We start from the raw sequence: 16,072 nt of genomic DNA on the forward strand, positions 1-16,072 counted from the left end.
GATGCCGTCGCGGAAATGGCCGGAATCGGCGCGACACTCGCGTATCCGGCGGCCTTAGCTGGCGTGATAAGTGAAAAGCTCGATAGGGTCGCTAAACCCGCGGACCGGATATTTCCCGACACGTTCAAGGCCGAAGTCACTTTCAACGAGGTCGGCGAACGACCGGGACAGCAGCACTGTCCTCCCCAATTGCTTGGTGAGTGCTTCGAGGCGCGCCGCCATGTTCACGGCAGGGCCGATGACGGTGAAATCGAGCCGCGTGCGCGAACCAATATTGCCGAACATAACGTCTCCTACGTGTACGCCGATGCCGTAGTCGAGCGGCATACGCCCGGTCTCCTTGTTCTTTTCGTTCAGGGCGGCCATCGCCTGGCGAGCTTCGGACACGGCATGCAACAGATTTGTGCAGGCCTGTGGCGCGCTCAGCGGAAAGATGGCGAGCAGGCCGTCGCCCATGAATTTCAGGATCTCGCCGCCATGCCGCGCGATTGGCTCCGACATCGCATCGAAATAGTTGTTCAGAATATCGATGACGTCATCGCGCGGCCAATTGTCGGAGATCCCCGTAAAATCGCGCAAATCACAAATCATGACGGCGGCGTGGACGGTTGTCCCGCTACCGCGCCTGGTGGCGCCCGCTAGGATCAGTTCACCGGCGTGCGTGCCGACATAGGTTTCGAGCAGTGTTCGCGCCAGCCGGTTCTTAATGCGGATTTCACTGACGAGGGCCAAGATTGGTAACAGTCCGGAAAGGCTTGCGATATGAGCCTGGTCGAAACCACCGGGACCGTCGGTCGCAAAGGCCGCGACGTGCCGCTTGCCGAGCGTGTGGTACATCGGCCACGCCACGTAGTCGGTCAGGCCCTCCGAGCGCCACCCGTCATAGGCGCTATGCTTACGGCCCCGCGAAGGATCGCCTTCAAGGTTCTCGCGCACTTCGGCAGCACCGTTATGAATTTCCTGCACTGGGCTGCCGATATACTCGGGCCGCTCCCTAACATCGTAGTCGACCCGCGTAATTGTTGCCTCCCGCATCCCGTCGGCCCAAAATATCCGGGCGCCGCGCCATTGGGGGTGCTGCATCAAGACGTGGAGTGCCGCGCGTTTGACAGGAATTCCCGCGAGACGCAGCCGAACGCACAGTTCAGCGAAGATATTGTCGATGAAGCGCTGATCGTGCGTTTCGCTCGTGAGCCAATGGATCACGCCATTGTACGCGGCGCCTCGATCTCCGCTTGGCGGCGCGCTCATATCTCGCTCCTTGGCAAGATCGGGGTCGACAATACAAGAGCCATCATACGCCGGCATCGGCCAACCGCAATCTTCTTAGCGATCGCGCCCTCACGGGCGGAGAGGACACAGCAGGGATGCCGCGCCCTCCCCATTATCGACGTGATCGACAAGTGGCACTGGAGCACTGCTCGTTCTTTGATCAAATCGCTTCTGCCATGTCCCTCCAGCGTACTTCAATACGCCTCGCTTTAGGTGGTGTGCTTCCGGCCGGTCTCCGAACCCGCATGCGCGTCCGGCCGGAGGCGCATGCGTGTGCCGACGAAGAGCAACTGACCGCCGACATCCATTTCCATCCCTTCGAACTCAATCCAAGCATCCCGCCGGCGAGTGAGAGCCGTTCGCCAACGTGGCTCGCAGAAACAACGTCGGGCGTGAGCAGGCGATCGCTAACCGTGAGCGCCAGCCCAGCCGCCGGAGGCGTTCGAGAGGGCCATCCGCAAGGCCGTGTCCGAAGTCGAATGACCGGCGCGGCCCTTACGATCGCCGCAGGCCCATTAGGAGCGACGGAGCGCAGATACGCTGAAGAGTTAGCGGGGTGAGCCTTTGACTACATCTGCGAAGCGCGAAAAGAACTCGTCGGCGATCTTCTTTGCCGACCCGCTGATCAAGCGTTGACCCAACTGCGCCAGCTTCCCACCTATCTGCGCCTCTACGCCATAGGATAGCAACGTACCTTCCTCGTTCGCCACTAACGCGACCGTGGCTACGCCCTTAGCGAATCCTGCGATTCCCCCCTCACCTTCGCCCGCAATCCGGTAGCTGCTCGGGGGAACGAGATCGCTCAGAGTGACTCGTCCCTTGAATCTCGCCGAGACTGGGCCGACCTTCATCTTTGCAATCGCACTAAACTGATTGTCCGCCGACCTCACGAGTTCTTCGCAGCCCGGAATGCACATCTTCAGAACATCCGGATCATTCAGTTTCTCCCACACAGCTTCCCGGTTCGCGGCGAGTTGGACCTCTCCGGCCATCGTCATAGACATAAGACGTAACCTCCAATGAAGCGGCCGTCGGACCCCTCTGACAACATGCGAGCGAGCCAACCGCCGCGCAGACCCAACGGCGTGCGATCCAAGCAGATCTGCATGTGATGGCCGGCGTTAGAACATTGCTCAACTGATGTCGGTAGTGATAGACGCCCTCATTGAACTTCATCAGCCGTGTTCGCGAAGGTCAAACGAATAAACGCGATCATCTTATCGCCGAAGGCGATTGGTCCTTTGTCGCTTCACCGATCTATTCATGCGATGCGATGTTCCGGCGCGTACCAGCTGACTCGCAGTCCAGTTCACGTGCGCTATTGTAGCGGATCAGGGCAGACGGCCTGCCGCGCGTCTCTGCTCGAGAGCTTTGATGTGCGTATAGGCAAGCATCAATGTGCGATGCTCAATGTTAGCGTCAATCGCCTTGTTGAGCATGAAGCCCAGGATGTGGTCGACCTCTGTCGACCCACCGCGTTCGACGTCGCGCAGCATCGACGTCGCGTATTGCGACTCCCGCTGCGAGAACGTCTCTTCCCACACTTTCATAAAGCTATCGCTAGGCGCGTGGCCGCCGGCGGCTGCCACCGCGGCACCGCTCCGAAGCTGCTCGAGGAAAAGCTCACGGCCATAGGGAGTGCGGACAATCTCGCCGACATTCGCGCGCATCAGGCAGGTCATCGCAGCAGCCGTCGAGAGGTGGACGATTTTCTCCCACATCCGTTGCACGATGTCGGTTACCGCAAAGGCCTCGACGCCCTTCGCAGCAGCGAATAGAGCAGCCAACGTTGTCACGCGTTCCGTCATCTGGCCAGATTGCTCGCCAAAAGTGAGCGTCCGCCAATCGTTGAATTGGCGGATCGCGCCGCTCGGCGTGAGGGTCGCTTGAATCTTGGCAGTACCCCCGAGTACGCGGCGCTGACCGAATCTTTGGTTCAGGAGGTCGATATGCGCAATACCGTTCAGAAATGGCAAGACGTAGCCGCTCGGTGCCACGGCCGGCGCGATCGTCGCTATGGCCGCATCGAGGTCGTATGCCTTGCAGGTTAGAATCACTCCGTCGAAAATCGGTGCCACTTCGGACGCGACCACGGTCTTCACCGCCAACTGCGCATCCCCGAATGGGCTCTCGAGCCGTAGCCCTTGCTCGGAGAGGATTTTGCGCCGTCCTTCCCGGACGAGAAACGTGACATCGGCACCGCTTTCGGCCAGACGGCCGCCAAAGTAGCCGCCAATACCCCCGGCACCAAGAACCAAAATCTTAGGACTACTCACGAAGGTCTTCCTTTTGACACGCCGGGCTCGGCACGACGGAACGGGGCATCACTAGAGAGGCACTTGACCGATCGGCGGGGCGGCGTTCACCAACCGGAACTCGGCTAACCGGTGGCGGGAGATACGCAGGCAAACTCAATCCGGATGCCGCCTGGCTCTCGTATCATAAAGTGGAATTTCGGACCCTTGCCCGACCTTTCCGGCGGAAACTCAATCTCATTACCAGGCCATGCCGCGACACGCTCGTGCAATGCGTCAAGTGCCTTGTGATCCACAACCTTCAACGCAAGGTGATGCAGACCGACATTACGGTGGCGCTCGAACGGCACGCACGTCCCCGGATCCTCGACTTGCCACAACGTTACAATGGCATTCCCATCTGATACGAAGGCTGCTGGATAGCTTGGATTCTCTCCAACAACCCGCCAACCAAGGCAATCGCAAAAGAACTTCCGCGTCAGTGCAAGATCCTTTACGGTAAGGCCTACGTGATCGACACCGATCGTTAGCGGCACGTTCTCCTGCATTGCAGCTCTCCAGACGCTCACACGAACCTGCGGCGCGAGCAGCCACGCATACGCAGATCGAAGCTTTCACGCTAGTGCGAGTTGTCACTGACTTGAAGAGCCGTTACTGGAAAGACACTGTTGCTTCTAACGGAACATTGGCTGGTTGGTCGATCTCAAGCCAAGCGGTCGGAGATCAGACAATTTTGCGAGCCTTGGGCAATCGATATTTCCTCTAACGCTGTGTTAGGTTTGGCGTCATGCTGATCATTCCCGCCAGCAGGCCCACAACTATCAAGCTGCGGACCCACAAGCGCATGTTGTCAGACGGCTAGGCTCTCACCAACGCGACCGGCTCAGGCTCGTACATGCTCCGTGCGGCATTCCTGCCTACGATCCGCTCCACCTGAACGAGATTGTCCGAGAATGTAGGACAGTTGCCCATCCCACCGAACCGAGCTGCGGATACGCTATTGACGGTACCTTCTTCGTTATGCGTCCGCCAATAGCCGACAGTCGCAACAACCAGCCCGGCCTGAACGTCATCGGTGATATGGGCGACGCCGTGGAAGCCGCCCGTCCTGTTGTACACCTTCACCTTGTCGCCGTGCTCGATCATACGCTCAGCGGCGTCCTGCGGACTAAGGAGAACGAACTGATCCCCTTGCAGTCTCCGCTTCTTGGGTTCATTGGCGTAGTTGGTATTGAGAAATGCGTGGCTTTTCGGGGCTATGATGCTCAGAGGATAAAGCTTGGCAAGTTCAGGTTCGTCAGCCGCACTCTCATAGGGCCTGGTATAGCCGGGAAGCGGTTCGATGGGCTCGCCGCTTTGCATTTCGTTGTAGAGTTGACGAAACGGCGGTGCTACGAAATTTGTGGCGCCGGTGAGCAGGATCTCACATTTGCCCGACGGCGTCTTGAAATTTCCCTCAGCGTGAGGTGTTCGCGTATCCGCCGGACCCAAGTTCAACTTGGCGAAGCCCTGCTTTCGCAGAAGATCCATATCGACGCCCGCCACCTGCGGCGCGGTCCAGTCGATCGTGCTTTCGGCCAACTCGAGATCCGATTTCAGGAACTCCGGATCGGTCAATCCCATTGTCTTTGCGAGCCTGCGGAAAATTTCCGCATTCGAGCAAGCCTCACCGGGCGGATCGATGGCCTTCTGATTGAGTGTGAGGTAGTAATGTCCCCAGGAGAACATCATGTCATCGTGTTCGGCGGCCATCGTCGCCGGCAAGATGATATCTGCGTAAGCCGCAGTGTCGCTTATGAAATGATCCGCGACAACGGTGAATAGGTCATCGCGCTGGAGCCCTCGGACGATCTTGTCGACATCCATCGCCTGGGTCACGGGATTTGTGTTGTAGACCATGATCGAGTTGATCGGCGGATCAAGCTTGGTCTCACCAAGCAGCGCTTCGCCCAACTTGAGCAGATTCACCACGCGCGTGCCGGGCTTGATCCAGTCGGGGCGGCAGATCGCACCAAAGTTCACAGGGAATTCCCACAGCGGTGCTTGATAGATGCCACCGGCAACATCCTTCCAGGCGCCGGTCAAGGCAGGAATCGCGATGACAGCGCGGATGGCCTGGGTGCCGCCCGCAGTACGCTCGAGCGCTACACCGATGCGGATCGAGGCGTTGCGCGATTGCGCGTATTCGCGCGCCAGTTTTCGTATGTCGTCAGCGCGGATACCTGTGATCTTCTCGGCCCACTCCGGCGTGCAGGTTGCCGCATGTTCCTTGAGCTCCGGATAGCCCAGAACATATTTGTCGACATAATCGTGATCGACCAGATCTTCGGCGATCAACGTTTGGATCATCGCCATGGCGAGAGCGCCATCGGTACCGGGCTTCGGCGCGATATGCCAATCGGCCTGCTTGGCAGTACGCGACCGGTACGGATCGATAACAACAACCTTCGCACCCTTTTGACGCGCCTCGGTCACGAAGGGCCAATGATGCAGGTTGGTGCTGAGGGAATTGCAGCCCCAGATAATGATATATTTTGAGTGAGCGAAGCTTTCTGGATCCAGCGCATTCGTGGGTCCGACCGTGAGGAGCCAAGCGGTGGACGAGCCCGAGGCACAATAGGTCTTCTCGCAAACGGTCGCGCCAAGTCTGTTGAAGAAGGCATCGCCGACCGTAAGACCCTGCACCAGGCCTTCGTTGCCAAGATAGCTGACTGGCAGAATGGCTTCTGCACCATTGTTCGAAATGATCTTCGTCCAGCGATCTCCGATTTCCGCGAGCGCCTGTTCCCAGCTGATCCGGACGAAGGCACGGCTGCCCTTGGGGCCGTTGCGTTTCAGGGGATAGAGCACGCGATCTGCATTGTAATGCCGGTCCGCGTAGTCGTTGAGCTTGACGCACAATCCGCCGCGCGTGATCGGGTGCTTGGGATTTCCGCGGACGTTGACCAGTTTGTTGCCTTCCACGGTGTAAAGCATTGCGCAGGTGTCAGGACAATCGTGGGGGCAACCGCCAAAGAATTCCTTGGTATTCACCTTCGTTGTTTGGATGCTGGCAGACATCGGCATATTCCTTCTACCGTCCGGTTAAGGGAAATCTGCGCTTGGGACTTACGGTCGCCAAGAACGGCCTTCCCGAGTTAAGGCCAACGACTCAATCGAATTGAGTACCGGTTGCCTCGATTCTCTTGGTGCCGGCTTGCCTTTTCCCTTCCGTCCGGACTCAGACCTTTCATTTACACCGGTACTTCACCAACCTGCGCCTGGGGGCCGATCATCGGTTGATCCTTGGTCGGGCACATTGGTTGTGCGCATTGCGTGTCGACATGAAAGCGCAGCGGCATCATATGAGATCGCAAGCACCACTCCTGGTTGACACTTTCGGGCGCCGCATTGAATATTTGCGGCTTTCAGTCACAGACCGATGCGACTTGCGCTGCACTTACTGCATTCCAAGCGGATTCCGCGGATTTCAGGAACCAACCTCTTGGCTACGGTTCGATGAGATCGAGCGCTTGATCTCGATTATGGCACCTCGTGGACTGAAGCGTATCCGCCTTACGGGCGGAGAGCCACTCGTTCGACGCGACTTGCCAAATCTAGCAGCAAGACTTGCGGCAATACCAGGCATCGACGACCTATCGTTGAGCACCAATGCCACCCGCTTGCAGGCCCTAGCCGCCCCTCTACGAGAGGCCGGAGTGCAGCGCATCAATGTCAGCTTGGATTCTCTTCGTGCTGAGCGTGTTGCCGCAATCTGCGGGCGCGATGTCCTCGCCAAGATCTTGGCCGGCCTCGAGGCCGCCAAACAGGCCGGCTTCGCGCCCATCAAGATCAATATGGTCGCGATGCGGGGCGTGAATGACGATGAAATCGATGAGATGGTGGATTTCTGCATCGAGCAGGGCTTTGTTCTTCGCCTGATCGAAGCGATGCCGATGGGCACGACAGGCCGGAATGCCCAGTACCTCGACCTCCAACCTGTCCGGCGACGCCTGCAGCATGAACGCGGTCTCGTCGCAGCCGAGGTGCCCGGCGGCGGACCTGCCCGGTACATGAAAACGCCAGATGCACGATTGAGCATCGGCTTTATCACCCCGCTGTCTGAACATTTCTGCGCCACGTGCAATCGTGTGCGGCTGGCCGCCGATGGGACAATGTATCTCTGTCTCGGTCAGCGTGAGCAGTTGGCTTTCGGGCCACTCTTGCGTCGCGGCGCCAGCGACGACGAGATCGTGGACGCGCTTCGCTCGGCCATGAGCCTAAAGCCGGAGCGCCACGAGTTCAATGAGAAGCCGGAGAAGATTTCACGAATCATGGCCGCGACGGGCGGCTGATCTACCGCGAAAACGACGTTCGAATGAGGAACGACCATGCCCCATGTGGTTACAGCGAACTGCAGCGACTGTAGATTTACCGATTGCGTTCTAGTCTGCCCGGTAGCGTGCTTCCACGGGGACGATCAGCGCATGTACATCGATCCCATCGCGTGCGTCGATTGTGCAGCCTGCGTTCCGGCCTGCCCGGTCCACGCGATCAGCGAAAGTGCGGATCTCTCGCAGGATCAGCAGATGTGGATTGAAATCAACGCTGATAAATCCGGCAGCACACCTGTGATCCGGAGCAAGCAAACGCCCTTGGCGGGCGCCGAGGAGCGGCGCGCCGCCCTCGGCTACGGTCCCAGCTAGGCACATTGGGCCGGTCGCCGTGAACGCAATTGGGACAGCAGACAACCCCTTACGGGTAGCAATCATTGGCAGCGGACCAAGCGGATTCTACGCGGCCGAGGCGCTGCTGCAGTCCGAACACACAACCGAGGTCGATATTTTCGAACGGCTCCCGGTCCCTTATGGTTTGGTTCGTTATGGTGTCGCACCTGATCATCCGCGCTTGAAGGACGTCGCCAACACCTATGCGGAGATCGCTCGGGATCCCCGCCTCTCATTTATCGGCAACATCACCTTTGGCAAGGATTTCACCCTACGGGAGCTGGCCGATTGTTACCACGCCGTGATCCTTGCGACGGGAGCAGCGACCGACCGGAAGCTTGGTATTCCAGGCGAGGATATTCAGGGAAGTCACGCCGCGACTTCTTTTGTCGGATGGTACAACGGACACCCCGATTACCGCGATCTTGTGTTCGATTTGTCGGGCGACGCCGCCATTATCATTGGTCAAGGTAATGTCGCGATCGACGTCTGCCGCATCTTGGCCAAATCGCCGGACGAACTGCGAAAGACAGATATCGCAGCACATGCGTTGGATGCTTTGGCCGAAAGCCGCATTCGCGAAATCCATCTGATTGGCCGCAGAGGACCAGTTCAATCGCGCTTCACCACCAAAGAGTTGCGCGAGCTCGGTCAACTGTCTGAGTGCGATCCGTTTGTAGACCCCAACGACCTGCTCTTGAGCGACGCGTGCAAATCGGAATTGGCCGATGTCCGAGAGCCGGCCCGCGCACGAAATTTCGATACATTCCGGAGCTTCTCCGCGCGCCAGCGGGAGAAGCCGAAGTGCTGCCGGATCCACTTCTTCCTGAGCCCAAGAGAAGCACGGGGAGAGCATAAACTCGAAGAACTCGTACTTGAGCGAACCCGACTCATTGGCGCCGCCGGCCGCCAGGAGGCGGTCGGGACCGGGCAGACGCTGTCCATAAAAGCCGGGCTCCTGATCCGCAGTGTTGGTTACAGCGGTCGCGCCCTGGAAGGAATTCCCTTCGATGATGCACGCGGTACGATTCCGAACAAGGATGGCCGCGCAGAAATGGCATCGGCCGGCGAATGCCCTGTCTATGTCGCCGGGTGGATCAAACGTGGACCAACCGGCATCATCGGCACCAACCGGGCCGACAGTATGGCGACGGTTGCGACCCTTCTTGCCGATTTGCCGACCTTCATGCCCCAGCCGAAGCCGGGCCGCGAAGCCTTTGCTTTGCTCTTGGCGCAGCGGGCGATGCGACCGGTATCGTTTCAGGAGTGGGAAATGATCGATTGGGCCGAGAAGGCTCGCGGCACGCCCTTTGGCAAGCCGCGGGAGAAATTCACGAGAATTCCCGAAATGCTTGCAGCAAGCACCGGCCGGCCGTAGGCTTCTTGCGGCAACCATCGAACGTCGCGTCTCGGGAGTGCCACGTCCCGAATTGCCCACGAGCCTTGACCCAACGAGCAGGCGACAGACGCAGTTGCGGACCGGCATGTTCGCTAAGTACCGACTGTCGAACGATTGGAGCAGCCGATGCCGTTAGCTCTTGAAATTGACCTATCCGCCGCGTCACTGCAAAGCCAGGTTTTCAAGCAGATCCACGGCTTGATCGTATCCGGTCGCCTGAAACCTGGTGCACGTCTTCCCGGCACCCGTGCCCTCAGCGAGCAACTCGGAGTCTCGCGCAATACGATCATACTCGCCTATGAAACATTGACATCCGAAGGCTATCTGGAGTCTCGGGAGGGCGCTGGAACATACGTGTCGACGACGCTTCCCGACAACTCTCTGTCTGCTGCGAGCGGCACGAACCATAATGCCACCTACCATAAACCGGTTCACTTGTTCGTTCCGGTTGCCGACGATGCAAAGCGATCCGTAGCCCCCGGTGAAATCGTTTGCGACTTTGCACTCGAGAGCACAGATCCGGCCTGCTTTCCGCGTAGCGTATGGCGCCGCCTAACAAATTGGCGCATGCAATCGTCAAAATTCAATTTGACGTATTCCGGTACGCCCAGGGGACTTCGGGATTTGCGTGAAACGCTTGCAACTTATCTTGGCGCTGCGCGCGGCATTTCATGCAATCCGGATCAGATCGTCATCGTGACCGGCGTTCAGCAGGCGTTGAATGTCGCCGCCCACTTGTTCGTGCGCGCGGGTACGACAGTCGCAATGGAAGCGCCAGGCTGCCGGACGACAGCGGACCTTTTTCGGGCCTATGGCGCGCATATTGCGCCTGTTCCGGTCGATCAAAGCGGGATCGTTGTAAGACACTTGCCGCAGTCCCAGAACGGCGTAGCCTTTGTCACTTCGGCGCGTCAGTATCCGATGGGCGTCATGCTGTCGACCTCCCGTCGCGACATTCTGCTGAGCTGGGCCGATCAAACGGATTCTCACATTGTCGAAGTCGATTTCGACACTGAGATCAGGTATCAGGGCTCACCGCCGCCGCCTCTGAAGAGCCTCGATGCCAACGGGCGGGTCGTCTATGTTGGCTCGTTTGCGGCCTCCATTGGTCCGGGGCTGAGAGTGGGCTACATGGTCCTACCGCCGCACCTGGTTAATCCTGCCGTCCACGCCGCGTCACTGCTCGACCACGGCTTTCCATGCACGGGTGTTCCTTGGCTTGAGCAGGCGGTGCTGAACGACTTTATCGAAACCGGTGCCTTTGAAAAGCATCTGAGAAAAATCCGCAAAACCTACATGGCGCGGCGCGACTGTCTAATCTTGGCGCTTCAAAAGCATATCGGATCCGTCCAAATAAACCCGGTACATTGTGGCACCCACTTAGTATGGGAGTTACCTCCGGATTTTCCGAGTGCAGTCAAATTGCAGGCATTGATGTTGAAGCAGCAAATCGGCGTCTACACACTGCGCGACCAGAATATCGGGGACGCGGATTACCTCGAAAATTGCGACAGATACCTTCTATTGGGATTTGCGGCACTCTCGGAAGCAGCAATCGAAGAGGGAATTTCGAGGCTCGCCAAAGCGCTTTGACGCTCCTAGGAAGTGAGGCCGGCCATAACGCCTTGCTCCTCGACCAGGTGTGCTTGCGCGAAGAGGACTGAGAGCGTGTTACCGCGCGCCGCTCCGAGAGCGTACCAAACAGCTCAACATTCGCCGTGAACCGGTACCATCCGCTTTGCCTGCACCGGCGCTGTGAGGAGCACTCGTGTCCCACTAGCTTATAGGTGGAAATTGCGGGCGAGCTCCTACTGCGACGGCGCCAGCAGTTAGGAGCGCCGGCGAGTGTTTTCCACTTCGGCCATGGCGCTGCTGATATTCAAGGGAGCAAAAGATGAGTGCCACCGCTACGAATTTGGGCGACTATGAAGCCATCACGAAGGTCGTTCAACACTATCTGGACGGCGCCAAGTCGGGCAAGGGAAGCGATATGAAACCCGCCTTCCACAAGGACGCTACGATCTTTGGATATGTCGGACCCAACTTGTTTGCAGGGCCTATTCAAGGGTTGTTCGACTGGAACGACTCGAACGGTGCCGCCACCGGAATCCAATCCCGCATTTCGGAAATCGACATCGTCGGCACGATCGCAAACGTGCGCCTGGAAATCGATAACTGGAAGGGATCGCGCTTCACCGACATGTTCACGTTGCTGAAGACGGATGGAAAGTGGCAAATCATGAACAAGGTCTTCCATCTTCACAGCTGATCTATGACGTGCTCGATACGCCTCCACGAGATCGACATTGTGTTTATCTCGTGGACCCGGGGCTCTTGGCAGCAGTCATTTGGCTCCTCTCCACGGAGTATGACCTTTTTCCGTGGGCGCCTGAGCCCGGCTTCGGCCGGGTTCCTTTTCAAAGGACCGCCAACGCACCAATTTAGCCGGCGTCCCAGAGAACAAAGTTCGCGCCTTTGTCGGCAATCATGATTGTCGGCGTATTAGTGTTGCCCGAAGTGATCGTGGGCATGACCGATGCATCGATAACGCGCAACCCGTCTAGACCGATTACGCGCAGGTGCCGATCCACAACGGCCAGCGGATCATGCTCTAAGCCCATTTTCGCAGTGCCGACCGGATGGAAGATGGTCGTTCCGATGTCGCCGGCGGCTTTGGCGAGAGCAGCCCCGCTGTCATCGACTGACGGCCCTGGGATATACTCTTCCGGGCGAAAGCGACGAAGCGCCTGCTGCTTCATCAGGCGACGCGTGACGCGAATGGCGTCGGCCGCCACCTGGCGATCTTCGTCGGTCGAAAGATAGTTGGGCGCAATGACAGGCTTCGCTGATGGATCCGCCGAGCGCAAGCGGATGGTGCCGCGAGATGTCGGTCGAAGATTGCAGGCCGCAACCGTGATCGCCGGAAAGCGGTGCAACGGTTCCCCAAACTTATTGAGCGAGAGGGGCTGCACGTGGAATTCGATGTTTGCCCGATCGAAGACGGGCGATGAGGTTGTAAAGATCCCGAGCTGCGACGGAGCCATGGTAAGCGGACCACGGCGAAACAATGCATATTCGAGGCCCATGAGCGCCCGCCCGATTGGCGAGTGATAGGTCTCGTTGAGTGTCTTGGCGCCATATACCCTGTAGATCGCTCTCTGCTGCAGGTGGTCCTGGAGATTGCGGCCAACACCAGGTCTGTCGGCGATGGTCCCGATGCCAAGTTCGCCGAGCCACTCAGCCGGCCCCACGCCTGACAGTTGGAGGATCTGGGGCGAACCGACAGAGCCGGCACACAGGATGACCTCACCTTTCGCGCGAGCATTGATCGTACGTCCATGCTGCCGAAATCGAACCCCCACGGCACGCTTGCCCTCGAACAGCACTTTCTCGACCAAAACGCCTGTTTCGAGACGTAGGTTGGCGCGATGAAGTACCGGCTTCAGGAAGCCGCGCGCCGATGACCAGCGAAAGCCGCGCTTCTGATTGACGTGGAAGTAGCCGACACCGGTATTATCGCCGGTATTGAAGTCGGTCGTGGCCGGGATACCCATCTCGACTGCCGCTTTTGCCACGTTATCGAGGATGTCCCACTTCACACCAGGACTTTCCACGCGCCACTCGCCGCCAACCCCATGGTGCTCGGTTTCACCTAGGAAATGATCGTCAAGGCGTTTGAACACCGGACGGACATCGTCCCAACCCCAGCCGGTGAGACCGAGTTGGCGCCAGTGATCATAGTCCGACGCCTGTCCGCGCATCGAGATCATGGCATTGATCGCGGACGAGCCGCCAATCACCTTGCCGCGGGGGTATTTAAGGGAACGGCCGTTCAGCCCCGCTTCGGTTTCTGTCTCGAACATCCAGTCTGAACGCGGATTGCCGATAGCGAACAGATAGCCGACCGGAATGTGAAACCAGATCCAGTTGTCCTTGCCGCCGGCTTCCAGGACCAGAACCCGCTTCCTTTTGTCGGTCGACAATCGGTTTGCGACAACGCAGCCGGCAGACCCGGCTCCCACGACAATGTAGTCGTAGTCGCCATCCAGTTCAGTGCTGGAAACCACCGTCTTCTCCTTCGTTGGGGGTTGCGTTGCGGTGCGCCGCGAGTAGGCCTGTGTGTCTGGAACGCGGACCCGCAGCAGCCGCCCGGAGCAGCGAGCGCTCAGCGGTGGCGAAAGACCGGCGCCCGCTTGTTGACGAAGGCGTTCATGCCTTCCTTCTGCCCTTCGGTCGCAAACGCGGCCTGAAACAGAAGGCGTTCATGTCGCAATCCTTCCGAAAGTGGTCCTTCGAACGCTCGATTGACTGCCTCTTTGGCCATCTTGACCGCCGGCGCATTGTAGCCAGCAATCGTATGCGCGGCTTCCAGCGCAACCTGCAGAAGATCGCTGCTCGGCACGATACGCGCAACGAGACCGACAGCCTTCGCCTCGGCGGCTCCAATGGTACGGCCGGTCAGAACGAGATCCATGGCAAGTGATTTGCCGACCGCACGCGTTAGCCGCTGTGACCCTCCGATACCTGGCAAGATACCGAGCTTGATCTCCGGTTGACCGAATTGCGCGTCTTCCGATGCAATGATGAAATCGCAGAGCAGCGCCAGCTCGCAGCCGCCGCCAAGCGCAAATCCGCCGACCGCCGCTATGATCGGCTTGGAAATGGATTTGACCTCATCCCAGGGTCCGAGAAAGTCATTCATATAGAAGTCGGTGAAGGGCTTCTCGGCCATTTCCGCTATGTCTGCCCCGGCCGCAAAGGCGCGCGCACTGCCGGTGATCACGACCGCTCCGACCCGATCGTCGGCATCGAACGCCTTCAATGCCGCCAACGTCTCGATCGCCAGTTGACCGTTCAGGGCGTTCAAACTCTTTGGCCGGTTCAGGGTAATGAGGCCCACACGATCGCGGCGTTCCACGATAATCGTCTGCGGCGAGTTCCTCTCGGGCGTTACGGCCGGCTGTTCGGAGGGGGGTGGGCTGTCCTTGCGGATGGGGGCGACAGTATTGCTCATGGCCTGTTTCCTACGTTTGGGAGATGCCCGTGTCATTCGGCCGCTCGTGGCAGCGAGCCGGACGCATCGATTTCGTCGGAGTTGACCTCACCAGCCAATGCGTTCGCATATGCGCCGTGTGTGGCCATGAGCTCGTTCAGAATTGCTTCGCGGTGCTGATTAAGGCCCGGCGAACGGGCGGGTGTTTCGACGTCGTTTTCGGCGTAGCCGGTTAGACGGATCGGGTTGCCGGCGGTACGGATGGGACGGGCGCCCTCACCTCTCACCTTCACGATCATGTTCCGCGCCTTGAGTTGCGGGTGATCAAAGAGCTTGTCGATCGTGTTGATCGGTGAACAGGGGACGCCGGCCTCATTGAGCTTAGCGACCCAGTGCTCAACAGGCTCGCGCGTGGTGATCGCCTCGATAGCTGCAATCATGGCAGGGCGGTTGCTGCACCGCAGGTCATTGCTCATAAAACGTGAATCGAGTGCCAACGCCGGCGATCCAAGCGCGTCTGCCATCAACATGAAAAGCGTGTCGTTGCCCGCGGCTATGATGACGCGCCCATCCTTTGCGGCGAAGCTTTCGAACGGAGCCAGTGAAGGATGACTGTCGCCGGTGCGGCCAGGTATCTTACCTTCCACGTCATATCGAGCGAGTGCCGTCTCCATCAGCGCTGCCTGGCAGTCAAGCATACCAATATCTACACGCGCTCCCTGAGCGTTTTGCACGCGCTTAAAGAGCGCGGAGAGGATTCCGACTGTCGCGAACAGGGCGGCACCGAGATCGCCAAAACTGGTCCCAACGCGAGAGGGCGGCCCGTCAGGCCATCCCGTCAAGCTCATCACGCCGCCCATGGCTTGCACCACCATGTCGTATCCAGGCAGGTCACTGAACGGACCGGTATGGCCAAATCCCGAAATTGATGCATAGACGATGTGGGGGTGCGTTTTGGCGAGCCGTTCGGCGCCATAGCCGAGCCGATCCATGACGCCGGGACGAAAGTTCTCGACGACCACATCGGCGCGATCCAGCAGTCGCTCAAGCAATTCCCTGTCGCGCGGTGACTTGATATCGAGAACAATGCTCTCCTTGCCCCGATTGAAGCACATGAAATAGGCCGACTCTCCGTCGACGAACGGACCAAATGCGCGCGTATCGTCACCGGTGCCAAACTTCTCGATCTTGATGACGCGGGCGCCGAGATCAGCCAGGACCATGGTGCAATAAGGTCCAGCCAATACCCGCGAAAAATCGAGGACCGTAATGCCTTCGAGGGGCCCCTTCTTCGGAGCCTGGTTAGCCGTACTCTGCATAATAACTCCTCCCAAGACATTGGCTGGCGCGCGACAGTTGCGAACGAGCCCTGAAAATTCCGGTCCATTGGCGATCGCGCCGGCTCAGGCCTCAGCCTTCTGGCCGCGAAACGATCAACGGTAACCCT

13 protein-coding genes are annotated in these 16,072 nt (G+C 58.8%); 5 read left to right on the forward strand and 8 right to left on the reverse strand.

All coding sequences use genetic code 11. The features are described 5' to 3' along the window. Window positions 1–54: 54 nt before the first annotated feature. From V1280_RS17970 to V1280_RS17990, 5 genes are all read right to left on the reverse strand, one after another. The gene (locus V1280_RS17970; protein ID WP_334526632.1) at window positions 55–1,251 is read right to left on the reverse strand and encodes an adenylate/guanylate cyclase domain-containing protein; all 1,197 of its coding nucleotides are present in this window, start codon (window positions 1,249–1,251) and stop codon (window positions 55–57) included. 569 nt (window positions 1,252–1,820) lie between these two features. Beyond that, window positions 1,821–2,276 carry an SRPBCC family protein gene (locus V1280_RS17975; protein ID WP_334526635.1) on the reverse strand — a complete coding sequence of 152 codons (456 nt, stop codon included), beginning with the start codon at window positions 2,274–2,276 and terminating at the stop codon, window positions 1,821–1,823. 327 nt (window positions 2,277–2,603) lie between these two features. Beyond that, window positions 2,604–3,548, reverse strand: a complete 945-nt coding sequence (locus tag V1280_RS17980; protein ID WP_334526638.1) for a 2-dehydropantoate 2-reductase — start codon at window positions 3,546–3,548, stop codon at window positions 2,604–2,606. 104 nt (window positions 3,549–3,652) lie between these two features. Continuing rightward, window positions 3,653–4,075: a VOC family protein gene (locus V1280_RS17985; RefSeq protein ID WP_334526641.1), complete on the reverse strand. Its 423-nt coding sequence runs from the start codon at window positions 4,073–4,075 to the stop codon at window positions 3,653–3,655. A 310-nt stretch (window positions 4,076–4,385) separates the two neighbouring features. After that, window positions 4,386–6,587 carry a molybdopterin-containing oxidoreductase family protein gene (locus tag V1280_RS17990; protein WP_334526643.1) on the reverse strand — a complete coding sequence of 734 codons (2,202 nt, stop codon included), beginning with the start codon at window positions 6,585–6,587 and terminating at the stop codon, window positions 4,386–4,388. Window positions 6,588–6,871: 284 nt separating this feature from the next. On the opposite strand from V1280_RS17990, the gene moaA reads away from it, so the two are divergent. From moaA to V1280_RS18015, 5 genes are all read left to right on the forward strand, one after another. After that, on the forward strand, window positions 6,872–7,861 hold the full coding sequence (moaA, locus tag V1280_RS17995) for a GTP 3',8-cyclase MoaA (RefSeq protein WP_334538345.1): 990 nt from the start codon (window positions 6,872–6,874) through the stop codon (window positions 7,859–7,861). A 132-nt stretch (window positions 7,862–7,993) separates the two neighbouring features. Continuing rightward, on the forward strand, window positions 7,994–8,212 hold the full coding sequence (locus tag V1280_RS18000) for a 4Fe-4S binding protein (RefSeq protein ID WP_334526646.1): 219 nt from the start codon (window positions 7,994–7,996) through the stop codon (window positions 8,210–8,212). 19 nt (window positions 8,213–8,231) lie between these two features. Beyond that, a complete protein-coding gene (locus tag V1280_RS18005) occupies window positions 8,232–9,611 on the forward strand; it encodes an FAD-dependent oxidoreductase (RefSeq protein ID WP_334526649.1) in 1,380 nt (459 codons plus the stop codon). 147 nt (window positions 9,612–9,758) lie between these two features. Continuing rightward, a complete protein-coding gene (gene pdxR / locus V1280_RS18010) occupies window positions 9,759–11,225 on the forward strand; it encodes a MocR-like pyridoxine biosynthesis transcription factor PdxR (RefSeq protein WP_334526651.1) in 1,467 nt (488 codons plus the stop codon). 301 nt (window positions 11,226–11,526) lie between these two features. Beyond that, complete coding sequence (locus V1280_RS18015) at window positions 11,527–11,901, forward strand: nuclear transport factor 2 family protein (RefSeq protein ID WP_334526654.1); 375 nt, start codon at window positions 11,527–11,529, stop codon at window positions 11,899–11,901. Between the two features lie 172 nt (window positions 11,902–12,073). Here V1280_RS18015 and V1280_RS18020 read toward each other — a convergent pair whose 3' ends face one another. The 3 genes from V1280_RS18020 to V1280_RS18030 form a co-directional block, all read right to left on the reverse strand. Further along, on the reverse strand, window positions 12,074–13,699 hold the full coding sequence (locus V1280_RS18020) for a GMC family oxidoreductase (RefSeq protein WP_334526657.1): 1,626 nt from the start codon (window positions 13,697–13,699) through the stop codon (window positions 12,074–12,076). 98 nt (window positions 13,700–13,797) lie between these two features. Next, a complete protein-coding gene (locus V1280_RS18025; RefSeq protein WP_334526660.1) occupies window positions 13,798–14,682 on the reverse strand; it encodes an enoyl-CoA hydratase in 885 nt (294 codons plus the stop codon). Beyond that, window positions 14,679–15,944, reverse strand: coding sequence for a CaiB/BaiF CoA transferase family protein (locus tag V1280_RS18030; protein WP_334526663.1), 1,266 nt, complete (start codon window positions 15,942–15,944; stop codon window positions 14,679–14,681). Before V1280_RS18030 ends, V1280_RS18025 begins: the two co-directional genes overlap by 4 nt. Window positions 15,945–16,072 lie beyond the last annotated feature (128 nt).

The organism is Bradyrhizobium sp. AZCC 2230, assembly GCF_036924495.1.
Classification (GTDB): domain Bacteria; phylum Pseudomonadota; class Alphaproteobacteria; order Rhizobiales; family Xanthobacteraceae; genus Bradyrhizobium; species Bradyrhizobium rifense.